25 protein-coding genes and 2 pseudogenes are annotated in these 21312 nt (G+C 68.8%); 15 read left to right on the top strand and 12 right to left on the bottom strand.

From position 1 onward, the window contains the following. The first annotated feature begins 37 nt into the window (after positions 1-37). Together GKO32_RS07665 and GKO32_RS07660 are read left to right on the top strand one after the other, a co-directional pair. Positions 38-844, top strand: a complete 807-nt coding sequence (locus GKO32_RS07665) for an SDR family NAD(P)-dependent oxidoreductase (RefSeq protein ID WP_154756099.1) — start codon at positions 38-40, stop codon at positions 842-844. Then, complete coding sequence (locus tag GKO32_RS07660) at positions 838-1713, top strand: 3-hydroxyacyl-CoA dehydrogenase family protein (RefSeq protein WP_154756098.1); 876 nt, start codon at positions 838-840, stop codon at positions 1711-1713. Before GKO32_RS07665 ends, GKO32_RS07660 begins: the two co-directional genes overlap by 7 nt. A 29-nt stretch (positions 1714-1742) precedes the next feature. Here GKO32_RS07660 and GKO32_RS07655 read toward each other — a convergent pair whose 3' ends face one another. Beyond that, positions 1743-2981, bottom strand: a complete 1239-nt coding sequence (locus GKO32_RS07655) for an IS110 family RNA-guided transposase (protein ID WP_154756097.1) — start codon at positions 2979-2981, stop codon at positions 1743-1745. 257 nt (positions 2982-3238) lie between these two features. Between GKO32_RS07655 and GKO32_RS07650 the strand changes: the two genes are divergently transcribed. Genes GKO32_RS07650 through GKO32_RS07640 form a run of 3 tightly spaced genes read left to right on the top strand, consistent with a single transcriptional unit; the run spans position 3239 to position 5264 of the window. Beyond that, entirely contained in the window at positions 3239-4108 is an 870-nt protein-coding gene (locus GKO32_RS07650) for a cyclase family protein (RefSeq protein ID WP_154756206.1), read from the top strand. Next, positions 4108-4458: a beta-D-galactosidase gene (locus GKO32_RS07645; RefSeq protein WP_154756096.1), complete on the top strand. Its 351-nt coding sequence runs from the start codon at positions 4108-4110 to the stop codon at positions 4456-4458. Before GKO32_RS07650 ends, GKO32_RS07645 begins: the two co-directional genes overlap by 1 nt. Next, on the top strand, positions 4455-5264 hold the full coding sequence (locus GKO32_RS07640) for a beta-keto acid cleavage family enzyme (protein WP_312867629.1): 810 nt from the start codon (positions 4455-4457) through the stop codon (positions 5262-5264). The genes GKO32_RS07645 and GKO32_RS07640 overlap by 4 nt, the downstream gene beginning before the upstream one ends. Before the next feature lie 15 nt (positions 5265-5279). Here the strand turns inward: GKO32_RS07640 and GKO32_RS07635 are convergent, their stop codons facing one another. Beyond that, the gene (locus GKO32_RS07635; protein WP_154756095.1) at positions 5280-6866 is read right to left on the bottom strand and encodes a CocE/NonD family hydrolase; all 1587 of its coding nucleotides are present in this window, start codon (positions 6864-6866) and stop codon (positions 5280-5282) included. A gap of 178 nt (positions 6867-7044) precedes the next feature. On the opposite strand from GKO32_RS07635, the gene GKO32_RS07630 reads away from it, so the two are divergent. Together GKO32_RS07630 and GKO32_RS07625 are read left to right on the top strand one after the other, a co-directional pair. Then, positions 7045-7785 carry an SDR family NAD(P)-dependent oxidoreductase gene (locus tag GKO32_RS07630; RefSeq protein WP_154756094.1) on the top strand — a complete coding sequence of 247 codons (741 nt, stop codon included), beginning with the start codon at positions 7045-7047 and terminating at the stop codon, positions 7783-7785. Between the two features lie 51 nt (positions 7786-7836). Then, on the top strand, positions 7837-8403 hold the full coding sequence (locus GKO32_RS07625; protein ID WP_154756093.1) for an SDR family oxidoreductase: 567 nt from the start codon (positions 7837-7839) through the stop codon (positions 8401-8403). 629 nt (positions 8404-9032) lie between these two features. Here the strand turns inward: GKO32_RS07625 and GKO32_RS07620 are convergent. The 3 genes from GKO32_RS07620 to GKO32_RS40455 form a co-directional block, all read right to left on the bottom strand. Continuing rightward, the gene (locus GKO32_RS07620; RefSeq protein WP_154756092.1) at positions 9033-9443 is read right to left on the bottom strand and encodes an SGNH/GDSL hydrolase family protein; all 411 of its coding nucleotides are present in this window, start codon (positions 9441-9443) and stop codon (positions 9033-9035) included. A gap of 434 nt (positions 9444-9877) precedes the next feature. Then, positions 9878-10339: a DinB family protein gene (locus tag GKO32_RS38330; protein WP_208024319.1), complete on the bottom strand. Its 462-nt coding sequence runs from the start codon at positions 10337-10339 to the stop codon at positions 9878-9880. Continuing rightward, positions 10261-10458: a maleylpyruvate isomerase N-terminal domain-containing protein gene (locus tag GKO32_RS40455; protein WP_208024310.1), complete on the bottom strand. Its 198-nt coding sequence runs from the start codon at positions 10456-10458 to the stop codon at positions 10261-10263. Before GKO32_RS40455 ends, GKO32_RS38330 begins: the two co-directional genes overlap by 79 nt. A gap of 100 nt (positions 10459-10558) precedes the next feature. Between GKO32_RS40455 and GKO32_RS07610 the strand changes: the two genes are divergently transcribed. Further along, positions 10559-11119: a TetR/AcrR family transcriptional regulator gene (locus tag GKO32_RS07610; protein ID WP_166459430.1), complete on the top strand. Its 561-nt coding sequence runs from the start codon at positions 10559-10561 to the stop codon at positions 11117-11119. Between the two features lie 50 nt (positions 11120-11169). Next, positions 11170-12192, top strand: coding sequence for an adenosine deaminase (locus GKO32_RS07605; RefSeq protein WP_154756090.1), 1023 nt, complete (start codon positions 11170-11172; stop codon positions 12190-12192). Positions 12193-12486: 294 nt separating this feature from the next. Here GKO32_RS07605 and GKO32_RS07600 read toward each other — a convergent pair whose 3' ends face one another. Beyond that, on the bottom strand, positions 12487-12792 hold the full coding sequence (locus GKO32_RS07600) for a hypothetical protein (RefSeq protein ID WP_208024309.1): 306 nt from the start codon (positions 12790-12792) through the stop codon (positions 12487-12489). 11 nt (positions 12793-12803) lie between these two features. After that, positions 12804-12911, bottom strand: coding sequence for a hypothetical protein (locus GKO32_RS40450; protein ID WP_376765935.1), 108 nt, complete (start codon positions 12909-12911; stop codon positions 12804-12806). Positions 12912-13030: 119 nt separating this feature from the next. Here GKO32_RS40450 and GKO32_RS07590 point away from each other — a divergent pair, with 119 nt between their 5' ends. After that, entirely contained in the window at positions 13031-13279 is a 249-nt protein-coding gene (locus GKO32_RS07590) for a hypothetical protein (protein WP_208024308.1), read from the top strand. On the opposite strand, the gene GKO32_RS07585 is transcribed toward GKO32_RS07590, so the two are convergent. Continuing rightward, complete coding sequence (locus GKO32_RS07585) at positions 13247-13843, bottom strand: TetR/AcrR family transcriptional regulator (RefSeq protein ID WP_312867628.1); 597 nt, start codon at positions 13841-13843, stop codon at positions 13247-13249. The genes GKO32_RS07590 and GKO32_RS07585 overlap by 33 nt on opposite strands. Positions 13844-13963: 120 nt before the next feature. On the opposite strand from GKO32_RS07585, the gene GKO32_RS07580 reads away from it, so the two are divergent. Then, a complete protein-coding gene (locus GKO32_RS07580; protein ID WP_154756087.1) occupies positions 13964-14704 on the top strand; it encodes an SDR family NAD(P)-dependent oxidoreductase in 741 nt (246 codons plus the stop codon). 87 nt (positions 14705-14791) lie between these two features. Then, the gene (locus tag GKO32_RS07575) at positions 14792-15475 is read left to right on the top strand and encodes an EthD domain-containing protein (protein ID WP_312867627.1); all 684 of its coding nucleotides are present in this window, start codon (positions 14792-14794) and stop codon (positions 15473-15475) included. A gap of 354 nt (positions 15476-15829) precedes the next feature. Here the strand turns inward: GKO32_RS07575 and GKO32_RS07570 are convergent, their stop codons facing one another. From GKO32_RS07570 to GKO32_RS07560, 3 genes and pseudogenes are all read right to left on the bottom strand, one after another. Next, entirely contained in the window at positions 15830-16456 is a 627-nt protein-coding gene (locus GKO32_RS07570; RefSeq protein ID WP_208024307.1) for a hypothetical protein, read from the bottom strand. 135 nt (positions 16457-16591) lie between these two features. After that, positions 16592-16846 (bottom strand): annotated as a pseudogene (locus GKO32_RS07565) (tyrosine-type recombinase/integrase); the annotation flags it as partial. A gap of 25 nt (positions 16847-16871) precedes the next feature. Continuing rightward, entirely contained in the window at positions 16872-17429 is a 558-nt protein-coding gene (locus GKO32_RS07560) for a TetR/AcrR family transcriptional regulator (RefSeq protein WP_166459429.1), read from the bottom strand. 55 nt (positions 17430-17484) lie between these two features. Between GKO32_RS07560 and GKO32_RS07555 the strand changes: the two genes are divergently transcribed. The 3 genes from GKO32_RS07555 to GKO32_RS07545 are packed head-to-tail and all read left to right on the top strand — an operon-like array spanning position 17485 to position 20799. Further along, the gene (locus GKO32_RS07555; protein ID WP_154756084.1) at positions 17485-18333 is read left to right on the top strand and encodes a patatin-like phospholipase family protein; all 849 of its coding nucleotides are present in this window, start codon (positions 17485-17487) and stop codon (positions 18331-18333) included. 31 nt (positions 18334-18364) lie between these two features. Then, on the top strand, positions 18365-19849 hold the full coding sequence (locus tag GKO32_RS07550) for an amidase (RefSeq protein WP_166459428.1): 1485 nt from the start codon (positions 18365-18367) through the stop codon (positions 19847-19849). Further along, positions 19846-20799 carry an amidohydrolase family protein gene (locus GKO32_RS07545; RefSeq protein WP_154756082.1) on the top strand — a complete coding sequence of 318 codons (954 nt, stop codon included), beginning with the start codon at positions 19846-19848 and terminating at the stop codon, positions 20797-20799. The genes GKO32_RS07550 and GKO32_RS07545 overlap by 4 nt, the downstream gene beginning before the upstream one ends. A 170-nt stretch (positions 20800-20969) precedes the next feature. On the opposite strand, the pseudogene GKO32_RS07540 reads toward GKO32_RS07545, so the two are convergent. Further along, positions 20970-21104 (bottom strand): annotated as a pseudogene (locus GKO32_RS07540) (IS256 family transposase); the annotation flags it as partial. Positions 21105-21312: the final 208 nt, after the last annotated feature.

The following is a 21312-nucleotide window of genomic DNA, read 5'->3' as shown; positions in this document are numbered from 1 at the left end:
GCGGCTCCATCACCTCCACGACCGAAAGCGACCTGACATGCCAGCACTTCCCGCCATCGAAACTGACCCGCTCGACCAGTTCAGCGTTGCCGGCAAATCGGTTCTCGTCACCGGAGCCACCGGCGCGCTGGGCGGCACGGCCGCAAACGCACTGGCCCGCGCCGGCGCCCGGCTGACCCTGGCCGGCGGCAACGCGTCGAAGCTGGTGGAGGTCGCGGCGCGACTGCGGCCGCTGACCGCCGTGACCACGGTGCCGTTGCGCGCGAACGACCCCGGCGAAGCCGAGGCGATGGTCGACGCCGCGGTCGGGGCACATGACCGGCTCGACGGTGTGCTCGTGGCCTCCGGGATGAACCACGTCGGGCCGATCACCGAACTGAGTGTCGGCGACTTCGACGGGGTGATGGACGCCAATGTGCGCGCGTCGTGGCTGATTTGCCAGGCCGCCGGCCGCCGGTTGCTGGCACAGGACGAGGGCGGCAGCGTCGTCCTCGTCTCCTCGACGCGCGGCAAACTCGGGCATCCCGCCGGCTACAGCGCGTACTGTCCGTCGAAGGCCGGCGTCGATCTGCTCGCCAAGGCGCTGGCGGCCGAGTGGGGGCACGCCGGAATCAGGGTCAATGCGCTGGCGCCTACGGTTTTCCGATCCGAACTCACCGCCTGGATGTACGCCGACGACGACCGGGGGCGCGCCACGCGGGAGGCAATGCTGTCGCGAATCCCGCTAGGCCGGTTGGCCGAGCCGGATGACTTCACCGGCGCGCTCATCTACCTGCTCTCGGGCGCCTCCGCCTTCCTCACCGGGCAGGTGCTGTATCTGGACGGCGGTTACACCGCATGCTGACCGTCGCCGTCCTCGGCACGGGCCGGATGGGAGCGGGTATCGCCGGTGTGCTGGCCGCACACGGCCACCGGGTCCAGCTGTACGACGCCGACCCGCACACCGCGGCCGAGGCCGCGGGCCGGCTGGCGGCCACCGCGCACCGCGACCTCGAAGGCACCGTCGCCGACGCGGATGTCGTCATCGAGGCCGTCGCCGAGCGGCTGCCGGTCAAACAGGAACTGTTCGCGCGAGTCGCGGCATCGAATCGGACGGCTCTGCTGGCCACCAACACCTCCGTCCTGCCGATCAGCGACATAGCGCGGCACGTCGATGTGCCCGGCCGCGTCGTGGGTACCCACTGGTGGAACCCGCCGGACCTGATGCCGCTCGTCGAGGTCGTCCGCGGTGAGCAAACCACGGACGAAACGATGCGGGCGGCCGTCGATTTCCTGTCCTCGCTGGGAAAGACACCGGTGCGCGTCGAGCGGGACGTTCCTGGCTTCGTCGGAAACCGGCTGCAGCACGCGCTGTGGCGGGAGGCGATCGCACTCGTCGCCGACGGCATCTGCGACGCCGAGACGGTCGATCTGGTCGCCCGCACCACGATCGGCCTGCGCCTCGCGGCGATGGGACCACTGGAGAACGCCGACTACGTCGGCCTCGACCTCACCCTCGACATCCACGAGGCGGTGTTGCCCAGCCTCAGTCGCGACCCGGGACCGGCGCCGTTGCTGCGCCGGCACGTCAAAGCCGGACGCGTCGGCGCCCGCAGCGGCCACGGCTTCCTTCGCTGGCCACCGGGGACGCGGGAATCGGCGGCCGCACGCCTGGCCGCACATGTCCGCCGCCAACGGGACACCATCGTTTCGATCAAGGAGGAAACAGCATGACACCCCTTGTGTCAACCTCAAGATCAAAGTCAGGCTGCGGCCTGTTGGTCGGTGTTTGGGCGGGCGCCGCCGTGCAGGGTCGGATCGTAGGGTGTGCCGTCCTGCCAGCAGCGCCATATGACTCGGACCCAGGCTCGGGCGAGGATGCGGGTGGCGTGGGGGTGGTCTTTGCCCGAGGCTCGCGCGTGGTTGTAGATGTTGGCTGCCCAGGTGCTGGAGAAGCGGCTGTTGGCGGCGAAGGTGGTGATGGCCAGGCGCAGGCGTTTGTTGCAGGCCCAGCGGAAGGACACGCTTCGTTGCTTGCCGGAGGCCTTGGTGACGGGGGTGATCCCGGCCAGCGCGGCGATCGCGTCGGGGTGGTCGAATGCCTCGCGAGCGTCGCCCCATTCGGCCAGGATCTGGGCGGCGTTGATGGTGCCTGCCCGGGGAAAGGACCGGAAGACCTTGCCGTCGGGGTGGGTGTCCATCTTCTCGGCGATGGAGCGGTCGAGCGCCTTGATCGCGGTGTTGAGCCCGGAGAGTATGCCGACCTGGGCGAGCACAGCGTCCCGGATTCCTTCGCACACAACGGGATCGAGCGTGCCGGTGGGTGCCGAGCGCAGCCGGGCCAGCAGGACGGCTGCGGGCCTCTTGCCCGAGTAGCCCTGCTTGGCGCAGAACGCGGCCAGCTGCTTCTCGGTCAGCGAAGCCGCCGAGGCGGCGGTCGGGTAGCGGGTCAGGAACGCGAGGGCGATCGCGGATTCGATGTTGGCGAAAATGGCTTTGGCGCCGGGCCAGTGCGTGTCCAGCAGCGCGGCCAGCTGGTTGCCGGCCGCCACGCGGGACTCGACAAGATCACTACGGGTGCGCACGACGGCGCGCAATGCCTTGGTGTGGCTGGACAACGGTGCGGCAGGACGCAGCCGGTGAAAACGTACCCGCAGGTAGTCGGCGATCACGTGCGCGTCGCCAGGGTCGGATTTCGCACCAGAGAGGACTTCGGCCTCGCGCCAAGTCTTGATCGCGTTCGGTTTGACCGGCAGCACGGGATGCCCGGCCTCCAGCAGTGCGTCGACCAGGCGTCCGTCCGGGCGCTCGATCGCGGCCGGGGTCTGTTGGGTCGGACCCAGTTTGCTCAGCCGGGCGGCCAGTTGGTCGAAGCCGGCAGCGGTGTGGGCGATAGTGAACACGGCGGTCTTACGGCCGTCCCGGTCGAGCACACACACGGCGTGGTCGGTGGCCGCCCAGTCGATTCCAACGAAGAACAGCGGCCCGTCGTGCTGCGACAACTGTGTCGCCTTCCTGCTCGCGATGTGAGGCGGGAACCAGGCGGAGGCGAGGGAACCGACAGCAGAGTGGTCACTAACCGGCGCTCGGTGGCGCGTCCCTTTGTCATCGCTTCGCGGTTCCGGGGAAGCCGGGGGCGGCAGTGTCATGCAAGCCCTCACGGGGCGACCACAAAAGGCCGTCACCCCGGCTTCCGCCTAGTTCCTACCACAAACCCCATCCAGGGGCCTGCACGAAAGAGGGTGCACTAGTGACCACAATGGACAGTGTGTACGACCTGGCCACCGGAGTCCGGCCGGAGCCGGCCGAATGGCCGCTGGGACAAGCCGAGCAGGGGCTGCGGTTCCACGACCTCTCACATCCGTGGGGTCACGGCACTCCGTGCTGGCCGTACTTCGAGGACGTCAAGATCGAACGTCTGCACGGCATGGCGAAAAGCCGCGTCCTGACCCAGAAGATCACTACGGTGATGCACTCCGGGACGCACATCGACGCGCCGGCCCACGTCGTCGAAGGAACCCCGTTCCTGCACGAGGTTCCGCTGTCGTCGTTCTTCGGCACCGGTGTCGTGGTGTCCATCCCGAAGGGCCGATGGGGCGTGGTCACGCCAGAAGATCTCGAAGCCGCCCGGCCGCGGATCCGGCCCGGCGACATCGTCATCGTCAACACCGGCTGGCACCACTGCTACGGCGACAACACCGAGTACTACGCGTACTCCCCGGGTTTCTACAAGGAGGCCGGCGAGTGGTTCGCCGAGCGCGGGGTCAAGGCCGTGGGCACCGACACCCAGGCGCTCGACCACCCGCTGGCCACGGCGATCGGCCCCCACGGCCCGGCGGAGAGCCAGGGCGGGCTGCTGCCATGGGCCGTCGCGGAATACGAGGCCGAGACCGGTCGCCGGGTGCTCGACGACTTCCCCGAATGGGAACCGTGCCACCGCGCGATCCTCTCGAAAGGCATCATCGGATTCGAGAACGTCGGCGGTGATCTCGACTCCGTCACCGGCAAGCGGGTCACGTTCGCGGCCTTCCCGTGGCGCTGGGTCGGCGGTGACGGATGCATCGTCCGGCTGGTCGCGATCACCGACCCGGCCGGCGCGTACCGGATCGAGACCGGCGAGGCCGGCTGATGCGAGTGACCCGCGCCGACTCCGCGCCCACGTACGATCCGCCACTGCACCGCGGTGTGACCGCGCTGCGCCTCCAGGGGCTGGAAGCCGGCCTGACGAACCGGTTCTGGGTGGGGCTCTCGCGCTACGGTCCGGACGGTATGGCGGACATGGCACCCACCGTCGAGGAAACTGTCTACATTGTACTCAGCGGCGAGCTGGTCGTCAGCGTGGACGAGGGCGACGTGACCTTGCGCGCGCTGGATTCGGCGCACCTGCCGAAAGGCACGGTCCGGCGGGTGGCGAACCGGTCCGGCCAGGAGGCGACACTGCTGGTCGCGATCGCACTGCCACCGGAAGCGACACCGTGACCGCCGCGGTCATCACGGTCGCCCCGACCGGCCCGATCGCGACCAAGACCGACAATCCGGCGCTCCCCACCAGCCCGGAGGAGATCGCCGACGCCGTCGTGGCGGCTCACCGGGCCGGGGCCGCGGTCGCGCACATCCACCTGCGGGACGAGCGGCAACGGCCGACGGCCGACCCGCGGATCGCCCGGCGCGTCATGGACCTGATCGGCGAGCGCTGCGACATCCTCGTCCAGCTGTCGACCGGTGTCGGTCTCGACGTTCCGTTCGAGGAGCGCGAGCGGCTCGTCGAACTGCGGCCCCGGATGGCCACCCTGAACCCGTGTTCGATGAGCTTCGGGGCCGGCGAGTTCCGCAACCCGCCGGCCGGGGTGCGGCGGCTCGCCGCCCGGATGCGGGATCTCGGCATCAAACCCGAACTCGAGATCTACGACACCGGTCACCTGGAGGCGTGCCTGCGACTGCGTGACGAGGGGCTGCTGGCGGAACCCCTTCAGTTCAGCATCGTCCTCGGCGTCCGGGGCGGGATGGCCGCTGACGCCGACAATCTGCTGCTCATGGTGCGGCGGCTGCCGGCGAACGCCAGCTGGCAGGTCATCGCGATCGGCCGGGCGAACCTGGAACTCACCGCTGTCGGCCTCGCCATCGGCGGAAACGCCCGAGCCGGCTTGGAGGACACCCTGCACATCCGGAAAGGTGAACTGGCGCAAGGGAATCTCCCGCTGGTCGAGCGCACGGCCCGGCTCGCGGACGACCTCGACCGTCCCCTGGCATCGCCCGCCGAAACCGAAATTCTGCTCGGCCTGTGAGGACACCGACATCGGTCAGTTCTCGGTATGGTCCTCGGGGATCACGGGTAGCAGTAGGTAAGAGTCGTGCGGGCCACCGGTGTGGATGGTGAGTTCGCCCGAGAATCGTTCGGTGGGGCGGTCCGTGGGGTCGTTGTGCCGGAACGCTTCCAGTCCACTTCGATCGTCGGAGGCGACCTCGAGCGTCAGTTTGTCCCCGGCTTGCAACGAGATACTTGTGGGCCAGACCTCGATGTCCATCGCGAACGCCTCGCCGGCGGGCACGGGAAGGACTTCGTCGTGGGGATGGAAGGGGCGCTCGGGCGTCGACAACTCCGGGGACAGCTTTCGCTGCGAGGCTCGGAGCCACCCCTGGGACATGGGCTGCGGCTGCCCCCAGCCGCCGATGCCGTGGAGTTCGTGACCGTCGGGACCGAACTGGCGCAGGGTCACGAAGATGTCCACATCGCTCGCGGTCGTGCTGAGCCACAGGCGGAGCGTCATCGGCCCCGTGAGCTCGAGAGCCTCGGGTACCGCCAGCTCGAAGGTCACGGCACCCTCGGGCGAGCCGAGTGTTACCTGCCCGGGAGCGGGGGTCGTGTCGGGTGCGAGGCTCTTCGTGGTGGCGTCCAGGGCGGCCGCCGTCCACCGCGTCCTCGCCAGAGGCCACTCGTTCTCGAACCGGACGTTCTTCCCGGTTCCCCGGCCGATGACCAGCCGGACCGGCGGTTCGTCGAGCAGGCCGTTGTCCTCGCCCTTGAGCCAGTAGTCGAGGAACTTCAGCTGCCGCGCTTTCGCCTCATCGGTGTAGAACGGGGCAATGTGCGTGCCGACGTGCATGTGCAGCCACTTGTGCTCCGATGCGGCGTGGGTGAATCCCTCGATGTTGCCGCGAAGGTGCAAGGCGGTCCCGCCCCAGTTTCCGGCGGACAGGAAAGGCACGGTGACCCGGCTCAGATCGGCCGTTCGCTCGGCGTACCAGTCGTCGGCGAGCGGACGGGACCGCAGTTCGCGATACAGGTCGGTGAATCGCGCTCCGGAGTCGTCACCGCGGTGGAGGTTCGTGAGTATCTGACGCTGCCACCAGTCGGGGGTGAAACCACTGAGAATGCCCCCATGTCGCGACCATTCGCGATAGATGTCGCTCGCGCCCTCCCACGGCACCATCGCGGCCAGATGCGGCGGCTGGAGAGCAGCGACGAGCCATTGCAGGATCGCGTAATAGGAAATGCCGAGTAGGCCGACCTTCCCGTTCGACCACTCCTGGGTTCCGGCCCATTCGATGACATCGAAGTAGTCTTCCTGCTCGATGCGGCCGAACGCGTCGAAGTGCCCGGGCGATTTGCCCGTGCCGCGGCTGTCGGCCCGCACCACGGCGTAACCGCGCGCGACCCACCAGTCCGGATTCGGGGTCTCCCACACCATGTTCGGGCCCTGCTCGACCGTGTCGTACATGGGGTAGCGATCCGGCCAGAAGACATCCTTGCCGTACGGGCTCATCGTCGCGAGCACCGGCCAGGGGCCGGCCCCCCGGGGGCGGAACACGTCGGCGAAGATCGTGGCTCCGTCCCGGACCATCACTTTCACATCCCGCTCGACATGGGGTCCTTCGTCGTCAGCCATGACGCCCCTGTCCTTTCCCTGCTCACCCCAAGGGGACCGGCATCCCGGGGCCGCCCATCGGCTCGGCGCGACCCTGTAATCCAGAATAGCACCTGTCTCGAAAATCGAAACAGGTTGCCTGACTATCAGGATCCCTGCTAGTTTTTGTCGCCACGCCGGCGGCTTTGAGGAGAGTTCGATGGACACTGATCGTGTTGTGGTGATCACGGGTGCGGCAGGCGGGATCGGAACGGAAATCGTCGACCGGTTCCTCGCCAATGGCGACCGGGTCGTGGCGACCGACCTGAATCAGGACACGCTCGGCAAGTGGCGTGAAAGCAGGCCCGCCGACGCGGCACTGGTCACCACCGCGGCCGACCTCTCCACCCCGGAAGGCTGTGCCCAGCTGGCTGATGTCGCCCGCGAGTGGGCAGGGGCGGTCGACGTCCTCGTCAACTGTGCAGGCTGGTTCCCGTTCACGCCGTTCGAGAAGATGACCCTCGACGAGTGGCGGCGGGTGATCGATGTGAACCTGACGAGTGTGTTCCTGGTGACACAATCGCTTCTGCCGCTGATGAAGGACCGCGGCTGGGGCCGGATCATCTACTTCGGCTCGGCTTCCGTCTTCGTCGGAGTTCCGGGCCAGTCCCATTACGTCGCGGCCAAGGCCGGCATCCTGGGCCTTGCCCGGTCGCTCGCCCGCGAGCTCGGCGACTACGGCATCACCGTCAACATCGTCGCGCCGGGCGTGACGCTCACCGAACCGGTCCGCAAGACCTTCCCCGAGGACCTGCTGAAGGTGCAACGCGCGGGACGGGCCCTGCACCGGGACCAGGTCGCCGAGGACCTCGTCGGTCCGGCGTTCTACCTCGCGTCCGACGATGCCGGATTCGTCACCGGCCAGATCCTCAACGTCAACGGTGGCATCCATTTCCTCTGACGCCGTCAGCGCCGCAAGTACAACAGTGATCGACACGAGAATGTGGACCAGATGATCACCGTGACCGGCGCGACCGGGAACGTGGGCAGTCGTATCGTGCGGCGACTGCGGGCCGAGGGGCTGGAAATCGTGGCAGCCGACTTCGACGACGAGGTCGGCACGCGGCAGCGACGCGTATTTCCTTATGACACCTCCCGGACAGAAGCAGATCGCGTGGCAGCGCAACCAGGTGGCGGCCGTTCGACGCGCGAGCGTGGGGCGGGTGGTGAAACTGTCCGCCTGCAACACCGGACCGGATTCGGCGTGGACGATGGCCGCCGGCGCTGGGACGGCGAACTGGCGCTGCGACGATCCGGGCTCCCGCACGCCATCCTGCGACCCCAGTATTTCCAGCAGAATGTTCGATTACGCCACGATCGAGCTGGCGCGGGTGAAGAATGCGGTCGTCTTCCACGGGTGCTCATTCCGGGAGGCGGTGTTGCTCGGGGACCTGTCGACTGTCGTGGTCTCGGATTGCGATCTGGAGGGAGCCGAATTGGAGGCGCGCAGCGCCACACGATGGCGGGCGCGAAGATCAGTACGGAACAGGCCGTCTCGGTCGCGGTGAGCCTTGCGTGATCAAATGGCCGATAAGTGACGGAGTCCACGGAGTGCTCTCGTGCGCCCCGGTGTTTCCCGGCCGACTGGGATGAACGTGCGGGAACCGCGGCTCGAAGCATGCCCTCGGCCGATCGACCCTGCACTCGAACACCGTCGCCCAGGTACCGAATGCCCCGCCGTCGCTCTTCAAGACCAGCAGACGCCACCTGTCGACGGCACAACGAAGCTGCACGCCGCGGGGCGATCGTCGCCGCCCACAGGAACTCGCTCGCTGCTGACACTCCCACCCGTCCACCATCGCCCCGGACACCGCCGCCTCGTCCAGACGCCGGCACCAGATGCGGGCGCCCTCAGGTAGGTGTTGAAGCGTTGCAGGAAAAGGGATGCAGCGCCGACCCGTAGTAGGCACCGTACCGTTGCGGTGGGCGACGGCTGCGATCTCCCCGACCGTGTGGGAGCTGCGAGCACCGGAGATAGACATCCGAGGTCTTTGAGTGAGTAGGTCGGTTTGATGAACTCGCGTCTGTACGCGACCCGCATCTGCATCCGAGACCAACCGGCCGCGACTCGTCGCGGCGGAACTCGACGACGTCGCCATTCAAGGTCGTACTCGCCGCCCGGACTCATGACGCGCGAACTCCGTGGGGTCAGAGGGTGGCTGTGGGTGGGAAGGTGTCGACGGCGTCGGCGAGGGTGTGGGCGAGTTGGGTGTAGTAGGTGTTGTCGGGTTGTCCGCCGGTGAGGTAGGTGGGGTTGATTTGGTTGTGGTTGGTGGTGTCGGCGATGGCGGTGTCGAGGTCGACGATTTCGTCGGCGCCGTATTGGGTGTAGTTGGCGCGGATGTCGTTGTCGAGTGCGGTGCGGAGGGTTTCGCGGGGGTCTGTTGTGGACAGTCCGAGTGGTGGGATGGTGGTCAGGATGACGTGCTGGGGTGTGCCGTCGGGGCGGAAGGCTCGGTGGCGTGCGTAGCCGCCTGGGGTTGCGGTTTTCATGGTGTTGGTGAGGTTGGTTTCGATCAGGGTTTTGCTGGTGTTGTTGAGGATGTTCGGGTGTTCCATGGGGGTTCCTGGGGCTTGTTCGCCTTGCCGCGAGGTAGGCGGTCCAGTCGTGTTGGGCGTAGGTGGCCCAGGTATTGCCTGTGTTGATGTTGAGGCCGAGGAGTTTCGCGAGGACGGCGGCGGGGAGTTCGGCGGCGAGGGCGGCGCTGCGGGCGCGGCGGAGGTGGACGGGCCGATGTTTGCGCAGCGCGCGGTAGAGGGCGTCGCGGGCCGGGCGTCCGGGCAAGCCGCCGGGGAACAGCCAGTGGGGGCGCCGACTGGTGAGATCGTCTGTTCCACTGTCGCGAGTTCGCTGTGTAGGTGGCTGTGTGTGATCACCGGACGCATAGCGGCTCCAAGTAGCACCGGCCTGTGGCGGCGAGCTTGGTAGCGGTGACGTGGTAGCAGGCCCCGCGGTGGGCACTCCGAGTTCGTGGACGAGCGCGGCCAGGTATTCAGGACCCGGCGGCTGGTTCGCGCGGCGGCCGGGAAAAGCCAGATGGCACCTGGGTTGGTCGCGGTTCGCACGTTCGAGCGGTGGGCTGCGTCGTCCAGCAGCAGTGCGGCGAAGGCCTGCGGGGCGGCTTGCCTGGCCGGGGCGAGGGCAGTGCGAGCCGCCGCGTGAGCCTGCTTTCCATGCACCACAACAAAAAGTGCGAAAGGATGTCGGGTTTCGGCGACGCCTCGATGATCGGGCGCGCGAAGCGGATGGGTTCCTCGGCGATATCGTTCTCGATCGGTTGTGGCGCCCCGATGCCCATCGCGAGATCCCACGTGTGTACAGCGAGATCGGTGGTTATTTGCCAGCAGTAGGGGGACGACTCGGCCTCGCCGAAGCTCAGGTGCACCATCCGTTCGAGCGCCCCCTCGGCGGTCCACTCGTCGGCCATTGTCTCGCCGCGGAGCAGGTGCGGCACCCAAGGCTGCTCGGCACCAGGTGGTTGACCAGGTCCCGCACCGTCCACTCGGAGCACGGGGTCAGGTTGTCCCACTGGTCCGCCTTGATCAGGTGCACGGTCTGATCGAACGCGGCCATCGTCTGGCGGTGTTGTCGAGCACGGTTATGGGTTCGATCATGCCCGAATCCGCTGCCCGACGCGCCCACGGGCCAACCCGGTCGCCGTTACGATCGGGCGGTGGCGAGTGGTTCTGGTGAGCGGGCGCGCCTGCTGGCCTTGACGCGTGAGCTGATCCTCACGCGCGGCGTGATCGGCCTGTCCCTGAGCGAGCTGGCCAGGGGTATCGGCTCCAATAATCGAATGCTGCTCTACCATTTCGGCTCGCTGGACGAACTGCTCGGCGCGGCCATCGACGACATCCTCGGCGGCACGGTCCTGCTCGATCGGCTCGCCGAACTGCTGAGCGCGCCCGGCAACGTTGTGGACCGGCTGGTGGCCGCGTGGCGGCACGTCGCCGATCCCGAACGCCTGCCGCACCTTCGATTGTTCTTCGCGCGCTTCGGCATGGCTGTCGACCTGCCCGACCAGTACGCCAGGTTCCTGGAGCAGGTCCGCGACCGGTGGACCGCGACGGTCGCCGACGCGCTGCGCACATCACCGGAGGTCGCGGCCCCGGAGGCCACCGCCGTTGCGGTGGTCGCGTTGTGGCGTGGGTTGCAGATGCAGCTCGTCTGCGGTGAGTCGCGCTCCCGGGCCGACGCGGCGCACGCCCTCGCCATCGGCAGGTTGCTCGGGTAGGGTCCAACAAGAAGTGAATCGATCAGTTCACTTTTGGAGGAACCGCGCCCATGACAGACGCGTTCATTGCGACGCTGCCCAAAGCCGAGTTGCACGTCCACCTGGAAGGGACGCTCGAACCCGAACTGCTGTTCGCGCTCGCTGCCCGCAACGATGTGCCCCTGCCCTGGTCCGACGTCAACCAGGCGCGCGCCGCCTACACGTTCACAGGTCTGGAGCACTTCCTGCCGCTGTTGTTCCGGTCGGCCTCGGTGCTGCGCACTGGCCAGGACTTCTACGACCTCGCGCACGCCTACCTGACCCGCGCCGCGGCTGACGGAGTCCGGCGCGCCGAGATGTTCCTGGGCGTGCAGACCTTTCTGGACGCGGGCGTGCCGATCGCGTACCAGTTGGACAACGTGCTGGCCGCGATCGCCGACGCTCGAGCCGACCTCGGTATCGACAGCGCGCTGATCGTCACCAGTCAGCGGCACCGATCGCAGGCCGCCGCGTTGGAAGTCCTGGATCTGATCCAGCCGTGGTGTGAGCGGATCATCGGCATCGGGCTCGGCGCGGCCGAGCGTGGCAATCCACCGGTCAAGTTCGCCGACTACTTCGCGACAGCTCGCGCCCGCGGCTACCGCACCACGATCCATGCGGGCGAGGACGGCCCCGCCGACTATGTGCGCGAGGCCCTGGACGTGTGCAAACCCGACCGCATCGATCACGGTGTCGCCGCGATCGACGACCCGGCCCTCGTGGCGAGGCTGCGCGACGAGGCGATCCCGCTGACCGTCTGTCCACTGTCGAACGTCGCATTGCGCGTGGTGCAGTCGATGGCGGCGCACCCGCTGCGCATCATGTCCGAAGCTGGTCTGCTGGTCACCGTCAACTCCGACGATCCGCCGTACTTCGGTGGATACGTCAACGACAACTACGAGGCGGTGCGCACCCACCTCGGACTGGACCGCGCCACGCTTGCCGACCTCGCGCGCAACAGTTTCCGGGCGTCGTTCGACGATCCGGCACACGTCGCCGCACACCTGGCCGACATCGACGGCCACGCGGAGATGGTCAAACATGCAAGCCGCTGAGCAGCGACGCGATTTCAGCCCGGTTTCCGGGGAGGCTACGAAGACCTCGTTGTTCAGCGCGTACGGCGAGCGGCGGCGACGGATCGCGTGAGCACCAGGTCGCCAGCCCCGAACCTCCGCAATACGGGAGACGTCCTCGCCGGATGGGCAGGTCTCCAGGACGGCCGGGGAAGGCCACGCGCTGCGGTTCGTTCGTAACCGGTGCCATCCGGCCGACCTCCCGAAGGGCTGTCACGCCGCAACCCGGAGGCAGAGCGTGCGTTCAGGGGTCGACCGGTGAGGTCGCGTATTCAACTATCGCGTGTTCGTCGTGGTTGTGGTGACTGGGTGGTAGCCGAGGGCGTCGGCGACCACGGGTGCAGGAATGGTGAGCACGTGGGGCTGGATGGCTGCGGTGCGCCCGATCCACGCGAGTAGCAGTTCCGCGACCGGTGCCGGGACCGGTGAGGGTGGTTCGCCGAGGCGCAGCAGGACCTGGTCGCCGTCGCGGCCGAGGTCGTCGACGGTGAGCCGGACGATCCGGCTGAGCGGTTGTGCGTAGAGCAGGACGATCACGCCGGCGGCCCGGGACCGCAGCGGCAGGTCGTGGCCGACGAGCAACCGTCCCAGGCTCAGGCTTCGGGTCGGCCTCGTGTGGCCGCCGAGAAGTCCTCACCGCCGTGGCTCGAGTCGCCGAACCCGCGCAGGTCGACGACGAAGACCCGGTGGTCGGCGGCCAGCAGCGGGATCAGGGCGCGGAAGGCCCACAGGTCTCCGGCCAGCCGTGCACCAGCAGGATCGGCGGGCCGCAGGCGCCGGCCGCGACGTAGTGCAGCCAGGTGCCGTTGACCTCGGCCAAGTGGTGGGTGACGCCGGGAATGGTGGAACCACGACGTCGCCGGCGGCGGCCCGCCACGTCGACGACGACGTGCTCGCGCACATCTCTCCGGCCCACAGCGAGAACGTGAACTTCTTCGGCACCATCGAGGTCGTCATCGACGCCGAACTCGCCCAGCTCGGACCCACCGGCTACCGACCGCTGCGCGCGGGCGACACCCTGTTCTGGACGTCTCGATCACGGCCAGCTTGGTGGGGGTTGTGGCAGTGAGTTGGCTCCGGAGGGGCGCAATCCGTCGAAGATGATGGCCTGGTAACGACGCCACAGGTCCGGGTGCGCGGTGGGGTGGCAGCCGGCGATGTGAACGGGTGCGCAGATCAGCAGGAAGACGTCGGTGCCAGTGATGTCGGCTCGGATGACCCCCGCCGCACGGGCCCTGTCGGTGAGTGCGCTGACGGCCACGTGCAGTTCGTTGCGCAGTTCGGTCACTCGGGAGTCGTCGTCGGCTCGCAGGAAGGTGAGGTCCTGCTGCTTGATCCCGTCGGCGGCGACAGTCAGGAACTCCGACAGTGCGGCCTCCGGGTCGGCTGTCGCGAGCAGCCGTCGGGCCACCGCGGTGAGCGTCGCGAAGTGGCCACCGACGATCGCGGCGATCAGCTCCTCCTTCGAGGCGAAGTGGCTGAACACAGTCGCCTTCGCCACACCCGCCCGGTCTGCGATATCTGCGATCGAGGCGTCGATGCCGCGCGCGGCGAACTCCTCCTCGGCCGCAGCGAGGAGGAGCTCACGATTGCGGGCTGCGTCAGCGCGGAGCGGGCGAGCCGAGGAGGTCACGGATCACAGTCTAGCAACTTGATCGATCGGTCATCTTCGCCCTAGGCTTCGGCGAAGTAACGTGACCGGTCGATCAACTTGAGGGTGTTCGGCCGTCATCCCGAAGAAGGAGGACACCTGATGGACCTGAACGGCGCAACAGCCCTGGTCACCGGGACGAACCGGGGCCTAGGCCACCATTTCGCGGTGGAGCTGCTCAAGCGGGGCGCGAAGGTGTACGCGACCGCCCGCCGACCCGAGCTCGTCGACCTGCCAGGTGCCGAGGTGCTGCGGGTGGACATCACCGATCAGGAATCGGTCGCGGCCGCGGCGGCTGCTGCCCCCGATGTCGACCTGCTGATCAACAATGCTGCGTTCACCGGTGGCGGGAACTTCATCGGTGGAGATCTGGACTCGATCCGAGCGGTGATGGATTCCAGCTACTACGGCACGCTGGCCATGATCCGTGCATTCGCCCCGGTCCTGGCGCGCAACGGCGGTGGCGCCATTCTCAACGTGTTGTCGACGGTGGCGTGGATGACCGTCGACGGCAATACGTCCTACGCGGCGGCGAAATCCGCGCAGTGGGGGCTGACCAACGGGGTTCGTGTCGAGCTGGCCGGGCAGAACACGTTGGTTTGCGCGCTGGTTCCGGGGCTCATCGACACCGAGACGCTGCGCGAGTACGCGCGCGGGTCCGGGATCGTGCTGCCCGAGCAGCGGCTCAACGATCCGGCGGAGCTCGCCCGTCGAGCTCTGGACGGGATCGCCGCCGGAGAGATCGAGATCCTCGATGAGTCCGCTGTCGAGGCGAAAGCTCGTCTGGCGGGGCCGCCGGCCCAGTTCGATCTGAGCGCCGCCGGTGCCAGCGCCGCCCGATAGCCGATCGCGCTCGGCGTGCAGTGAGGGTCTCGACCCCCGCTCCACCCGTTTCCCGACGTACCAAGTCAACCGAACGAGGAGATTTCCGTGATCCGCTTCTTTTCCCTCATCCCCCGTCTCCCCGGCATCGACCGCCAGCGCTTCCACGACCACTGGCGCCACCCGCACGGCACCCTGGGCCGCCAGATCCCGGGCATGCTCTCCTACGTCCAGGCGCACCAGTTCGACACCGACCGCCTCGGCCCGGGCCAGGACGAGTTCGACGGCGTCGCCATGCCCTCGTTCGACTCCGCGAAGGACGCCGCCGCACTGGTCGACGAGCCCTTGTTCGTCGACAACATCCGCCCCGACGAGCCGTTGTTCCAGGACCTGCCGAGGGTCGTCTTCTTCATCACCGAGGAGGAGGTGATCGTCTCGCGGCCCGCCATCGGCGCCGGCGCCGCGGCCGATCGGCAGTGGGACGTGCTGGAGCGGCCGACCAGCATCCATCTCCTGCAGTTCGTGCACCTCGACGGCAATCCAGGCTGGGCCGGCGCGGACGACGCCGAGCTGGGCCTGCGGATCGGCGCGCTGCGCCACGCGGTGAACCGGCCGAGCGCGGAGGTGCACAGCGACAGTGCACCGTTCCTCGGCGCCCGCCAGCTGTGGTGGCCCACCCTGACGGCGTTCCAGGACGGCGTGGACGCCGATCCGGCCGCCTTCGACGAGCTCCTCGCCCGGGCCGGTCACGCCGTCACCATGCTGGCGGTCTCGGAACGGTTCCTGCGCTAAGCCCGGGGCCGTCCTCCCTGCGGAGAGGCCTGATCGCGGCCGCATCCCCTCCGCAGGAAGGACGCACGCCCGGCCCGCACCCGGTCGGCGTGGCCCGACGCGGAGCCCGGACGACGAAAGGCCCGAACCGGGCACGACCAGGACGACCCCGCGCTGCGGTGGTCAAAGGCAACGCGGACGCTCTCGGCCAGAGCGCCGAGGAAGCCCCGGGCGCCTGCTGCGGAACCACCGCGTGCTGCACCCCCAACGAGCAAGCGGTCGACCCGGGACGAACTCCGGCCGAAGCCAGGGCCTCCGCCGGGTGCGCGTGCGGCAGCTGACCAGTGGTGGGCGGGGCTGGTCGAGCGCGCGTTGTCAGCGTGGCTGGGCTGCCGCGAGATAGTCGGCCCAGCTGTCCTGGGCGTAGCGCGCCCAGCGTTGCGCCGTGTCGGGGCTGATTCCGAACAGGTCGCTGATCACGATGGGCGGAAGCGTGGCGGCGGATTCGATCAGTGCGGTATTGCGGGCGCTGTTGGTGGGCAGGCCGTGTTTCCGCAGGAGCCGGTAGACACCTTGGGTGTGCCGGGGCCGGTCGGGCAGCTTGCCGGGCAGGAGGAAGCGGGCGGCCGGGTAAGCCGGCTGGCCGAGCAGCACCGCGTGGCGCTCGAAGGTGAGGTAGGCGCCGTTGTCGTCGCGGTGGAACCTGTCGGCGGTGAGGGCGAAGATGCGGAGCATGGGAAACCCGTAGAGCCTGGTCAATGCACCGGCGATTCGGACCTCTAGGGCAAGCGCCTGGGGTTGCTGGTCGAGCCGGTCGTGAGTGATCTCGTTGTGGTCGGCGACGAGCGCGGCGAGGAGCTTCGCGGATGTGCTGTGGCGGAGCCAGCTCAGCACGGACCGGGGGCGTTCGGTGGACACAAGTGCGTCGGCGAGCGGCCGGAGTTGCGTAGCCAGGGCGCCGTTGTCCGGGCTGAGCAGGTCATGGACGCGTTCTCGCAGCACGCATCGTGCGCAGCAACCGTTGGCACAGAGATCGCCCTGGTGACGGCAGCGGCGGCAGCCGAAGTCGATTTCCGCCCCGGAGCAGGGGCCGCGGATGTCGTGTCCAGCCCCCGACACCGGGGCGGTTCTTCGTTGTCAGGCCGCTCGTGCCGTCAGCAGGGCAATTCGCCGGGCGTCGAGGGTGTCGGCCACCTCGTCGAGGCGGTCCGGGAACAGGTGCCCGTAGATGTTCAGTGTCACCGCCGCGTCGGCGCGTCCGAGCATGTGCTGAATGACCTTCACGTCGGCTCCGGCCGCGATCGCGAGTGACGCTGCGGTGTGCCGGAGCTTGTGCGGAGTCAGGCCCTCGATCTGGAGCTTGGCGGCCTTGACTGCGGCGTTGAATTCCCGGCCGCCCGCGGGACGGTTGGAGGTGTCAGGCCCGGCGCCCGGCAATGCCCATGATCGCGAAGGTCTCGTCCGTCAGCGCGTCCGTCGGGGTTGCGTCGCCGACGGCGGTCTTCCAGATGAGGTAGGCGAGGCCGCTCTCGGCGCGCAGCCGCACGTCGGGCCCGGGCCCGGCAACCTTCTCCAGCCGAGCGGTGAGGCCGTCGGCCATGGGGGTGAGTTTGGCCTCCCTGGCCACCTGGGCGAGTTCCGAGTCGGGCTCGGACAGGCTGGCGGCGATCAGGCGGCCCAGGCCGCGCGGCAGAGCCTGGGCGATGCGCTGCACAGCAGCAGCCAGGTCGGTGAGCGGATCCCCGCTGTCCAGTGCTTCGTGCTCTGCCACATCGGCCCGAAGGGCGGCCATGAGAAGTTCCTTCTTGCCCGGCCACCGCCGGTACAGCGCGCCCAGCCCGATGCCGGCGGACTCGGCGACGTCCTTCATTCGCACCCCGGCGTAGCCGCGCTCCGCCAGCAGGGTGACGGCGTGTTCGAGGGCCAGCCGGTCGATCTCGGAGTGACGTGGGCGACCGCGTTGTGCGTGCTGCATGCGTTTATGGTAACGTCGATTATCGATAACGGTGGTTCTCGGAAAGGTGTCTGATGTGACGTCGACGAACACGACCCGCGCACTCGTCCTCGGTGGCGGCGGCATCACCGGCATCGGCTGGGAGGTCGGCGTGCTGGCCGGTCTGCTCAACAAGGGCGTCGACCTGCGCGACGCTGACACGGTGATCGGGACCTCGGCCGGCTCGTTCGTCGGCGCCAACTACACCTCCGGCGCCGACTGGGAGGCCCTGTTCGCCGACCAGGCGCGGGCAGCCGAGCACGAGCCGGTGATGCGCACCGATCCCGCCGTCTACCAGCGATGGGCCGAAGCGTTCCGCTCCGGCGCGGGGAATCCCGAAGCGGTGGGCGCGGGCTTCGGCCACGTCGCCCGTAGCCATGGGGCGCAAACGGACGCCGAGACCCGGCGCGCCGTGGTGCGGGCCCGGCTGCGCACCACGGAGTGGCCGGTCAACCTGCGCGTCGCCGTCACCGAGGCCGACACCGGGCGCCTGCACCTGCTCAGCCCGGACAGCGCGGTGTCCATCGAGACAGCCACCGCGGCCAGCGGCGCCGTCCCCGGCATCTGGCCCACCGTGCACTTCGACGGCCGCGAGTGGATCGACGCCGGCATGGTGTCCGCCGCCAACGCCACCCTGGCGGCCGGACACGACCGCATCGTCGTCCTCGCCCCCATGTACGAGGGACACGCGGGCATCCCCAGCGCCCAGGATGACGTCTCCCGGCTCAACCAGACCGCCCGCGCCCTGCTCGTCGTCCCCGACGAGGCCAGTCGGGAGGCCTTCGGTCCCAACCCCTACGACCCGGCCCGCGCCCACGCCGCCGCCGAGGCGGGACGCCGCCAGGGCCGCGCGATCGCGGCCGAGGTCCAGGCGCTGTGGACCTGACCACTCGTCCGCGAAGGAAGGACGGTGCACCGTGCTCGAACTGCCTGATGACATAGCCGGCCTGCAACGCCTCTACCGAGCGGGTGAGGCACGGGTGGGCGAGGTCGTGGCCGCCTGTCTGGAGCGCATCCGGGTCCTGGATCCGCACCTGAACGCGATGGTCACCCTCAACCCGACCACACTGCACGACGCTGCCCGCCTCGACGCCTCCACCACCGAGCCCGGCCCACTGTTCGGCGTGCCGATCGTGCTCAAGGACAACATCGACACCGCCCGCATCGCAACCGCCAGCGGCTCGGCCGCGCTCGCCGACCGCGTGCCCGCCGCCGACGCGCACCTGGCGGCCCGCCTGCGGCAGGCGGGCGCGGTGATCCTCGGCAAGACGGCGATGCCGGACTTCGCCATGTCCTGGCACGGCCACTCCACCCGCTCCGGCGTCACCCGCAACCCACACGATCTCTCCCGCGACCCCGGCGGCTCCAGCAGCGGCACCGCCGCGGCCGTCGCCGCCGGCCTCGCGATGGCCGGCGTGGGCACCGACACCGGCGGCTCGATCCGTATCCCGGCCTCCTTCTGCGGCCTGGTCGGCATTCGGCCCACCGTCGGCCTGGTCAGCCGCCACGGCGTCACCGCCCTCGTGGACGAACAGGACACCCCCGGGCCGCTGGCGCGTTCCGTCGCCGACGCGGCCGCCGTGCTCGACGCCATGACCGGCTGGGATCCCGACGACCCCTTCACCGCACTGCCCGCCCTGCAACCGCACCCCGGCCTCCCGCAGGGCCGGCTGGTGCCCGGCGCCCTCCGGGGAGCGAGGATCGGTGTCCTTCGGCAGCTGTGCACGACCGGACCCGGGGACGACCCCGAGGTCGCACGGGTGGTCGACGACAACCTGGCCGCGATGCGGGAGGCAGGCGCCACGCTCCTGGACGTCGAACTGCCCCGCCTCGCCGATCTGCTGCGCGACACCTTCGCCTACCTGCACCAGTCACGCCGCGACGTGAACCGCTCCCTGGCCCGCGCTGGGGTTGGCGTCACGGATCTGGCCGACATCGTCGCCGCGACGCCGCCACGCGCCATCGACGCCCTGCTGCGTGCGGTCGCCGCAAGCCCCGAAGACCCCTACCACAATGTGGCGTACGGCCGATGCCTGGAGCGGCGCGCCCAGTTGCAGCGTGTGATCGCCCAGCTGTTCGTCCAGCACAGGCTGAGTGCGCTGTGCTACCCCAGCGCCCGGATCCCGGCTCCCGTCCGCGCCGACATCGACAACGGCGCCTTCGACACCCACACTCCAGGTTCCCGGCCGTTCCCCACCAACACCCTCCTGGCCGCGCAGGCCGCGTTCCCGGCCGTCACCACCCCCGTGGGCACCACCGCCGACGGCCTGCCCGTGGGCCTGGAACTGCTTGGCCTTCCCCACCGCGACGGGGACCTGATCGCCCTGGCCTTCGACCTGGAACGCATCGCCGCGGACCACGCCACACCGACACTGACCACCCACCTGCGAGGTTTGACATGACCCGCGCTCAACCCGGATTCATCGACGTCCACGCCCACTTCTCCCCGCCGACCACTGTCCAAACCCGACAGGCGGTCTTCGAAGCCAGCCGTGCCAACAATTTCCTGGTCCCCGAGCCCTACGAGTGGCGTCTGGACGCCACACTCGACTTCATGAACGAGACCGGCACGGCCATGCAGTTGCTCAGCAACGTCCCCACCCGGCACGAGGCTCTGCGCGCGTCCAACGACTACGGCCGGGACATCGTCGCACGGCACCCCGCCCGATTCGGCCTCCTCGCCGCACTGCCCACCGACGACGCGCACACTGCCGTCGATGAGGCCAGCCGTGTCGGTGACGCCGACGGCTGGGCTGTGAGGACAGTCTATAATGGACATTCACTGGCCGAGTCCGACCTCGACCCGTTGTGGGACCGGCTCAACCACCAGCATGCCGTGGTCTTCGTCCACCCCAACGCTTACGCGCCCTCCACAGCCGGCCTGCCCACCCCGCTGGTCGAAGTCGCCTTCGACACCGGCCGCACCATCACCGGCATGCTCTACGCCGGCGTCTTCAACCGCTACCCGCACATCACCTTCCTCGTCGCCCACGCCGGCGGCGCCATCCCCCTGCTGGCCGGACGCCTGTCCCTGCTCGGCACGGAAGCCTGGGTCCCCAACCCGCACGGCCTCACTGCCGCGGACATCCGCATCGCCCTTGCCCGACTCTGGGTCGACACCGCCGCGTCTGCCAGCGACCAACAACTCGCGGCCGCCGTCGCGACCTTCGGCGATGACCACGTCGTCTACGGCTCCGACTGGGGCGTGGCCTGCACCACTGCCACATCCGCCCGGCGCAACATCCACGCTCTGAACACCACCCACGCCATCAGCCCGGCTACTCGCGCGGCGATTCCCACCCGCGCGGCGCATCTGTTTCCCCGCGCGATACACCGCGCCCAGCAGCGATAACCTGCCGGAGACCCCCGACGGCGCGGTGGCCCGCCGAGCCAGAGCGCGGACAGGCCGTTGGCGAACCTCGCCACGGTAGGTGGCAACGGATGCGTCACCAGGCACGCATCCGTTGCTCATCCGCAGCAGGAAATGGGTCCGTAGCGCGAGCGGTGTTTCGGCGTTGTTGATCAGTAGGTCTCGGTGACGGGCCGGCGGTCACCGGATGTGATGGCAAACGCGTTGAGAATCGGCTTCCAGCGCATCAGCCATCGTGCTGCTCCGGTCCCGGTGGGATCGAGGCTGTGGGTCACAAGGTACAGGCAGGGATGTCTACTGTGGTGGTTCTCCCGCCCGGTCTGACCCTGGTACAGGCTGGCCCGATGGGTGTCCTGGAAGTGATCCGTCGGCCGGGTCGGGAGAACCTTCGGCACGGCCGATCGGGGAAGTGACTTTGTAGGAGCCTGCGCCATCAGGCCCGTCCCTGTCCTGTCCGACCTGCGGTCGCACCGTGCGGTCCTCGGTTGTCGATTC

Source organism: Amycolatopsis pithecellobii (assembly GCF_009707865.1).
GTDB classification, from domain to species: domain Bacteria; phylum Actinomycetota; class Actinomycetes; order Mycobacteriales; family Pseudonocardiaceae; genus Amycolatopsis_E; species Amycolatopsis_E pithecellobii.
This window is presented reverse-complemented; position numbering and strand designations above follow the sequence as displayed.

What these genes read in the sequence shown, in the direction of transcription:
- GKO32_RS07660 (WP_154756098.1), top strand. Translation starts at nt 838, where the DNA reads ATGCTGACCGTCGCCGTCCTCGGCACGGGCCGGATGGGAGCGGGTATC.
- GKO32_RS07650 (WP_154756206.1), top strand. Translation starts at nt 3,239, where the DNA reads ATGGACAGTGTGTACGACCTGGCCACCGGAGTCCGGCCGGAGCCGGCC.
- GKO32_RS40455 (WP_208024310.1), bottom strand. Translation starts at nt 10,458, where the DNA reads ATGGCCGCGTTCGATCAGACCGTGCACCTGATCAAGGCGGACCAGTGG.
- GKO32_RS07605 (WP_154756090.1), top strand. Translation starts at nt 11,170, where the DNA reads ATGACAGACGCGTTCATTGCGACGCTGCCCAAAGCCGAGTTGCACGTC.
- GKO32_RS07635 (WP_154756095.1), bottom strand. Translation starts at nt 6,866, where the DNA reads ATGGCTGACGACGAAGGACCCCATGTCGAGCGGGATGTGAAAGTGATG.
- GKO32_RS07665 (WP_154756099.1), top strand. Translation starts at nt 38, where the DNA reads ATGCCAGCACTTCCCGCCATCGAAACTGACCCGCTCGACCAGTTCAGC.
- GKO32_RS07630 (WP_154756094.1), top strand. Translation starts at nt 7,045, where the DNA reads ATGGACACTGATCGTGTTGTGGTGATCACGGGTGCGGCAGGCGGGATC.
- GKO32_RS07620 (WP_154756092.1), bottom strand. Translation starts at nt 9,443, where the DNA reads ATGGAACACCCGAACATCCTCAACAACACCAGCAAAACCCTGATCGAA.
- GKO32_RS07545 (WP_154756082.1), top strand. Translation starts at nt 19,846, where the DNA reads ATGACCCGCGCTCAACCCGGATTCATCGACGTCCACGCCCACTTCTCC.
- GKO32_RS07625 (WP_154756093.1), top strand. Translation starts at nt 7,837, where the DNA reads ATGATCACCGTGACCGGCGCGACCGGGAACGTGGGCAGTCGTATCGTG.
- GKO32_RS07645 (WP_154756096.1), top strand. Translation starts at nt 4,108, where the DNA reads ATGCGAGTGACCCGCGCCGACTCCGCGCCCACGTACGATCCGCCACTG.
- GKO32_RS07560 (WP_166459429.1), bottom strand. Translation starts at nt 17,429, where the DNA reads ATGCAGCACGCACAACGCGGTCGCCCACGTCACTCCGAGATCGACCGG.
- GKO32_RS07580 (WP_154756087.1), top strand. Translation starts at nt 13,964, where the DNA reads ATGGACCTGAACGGCGCAACAGCCCTGGTCACCGGGACGAACCGGGGC.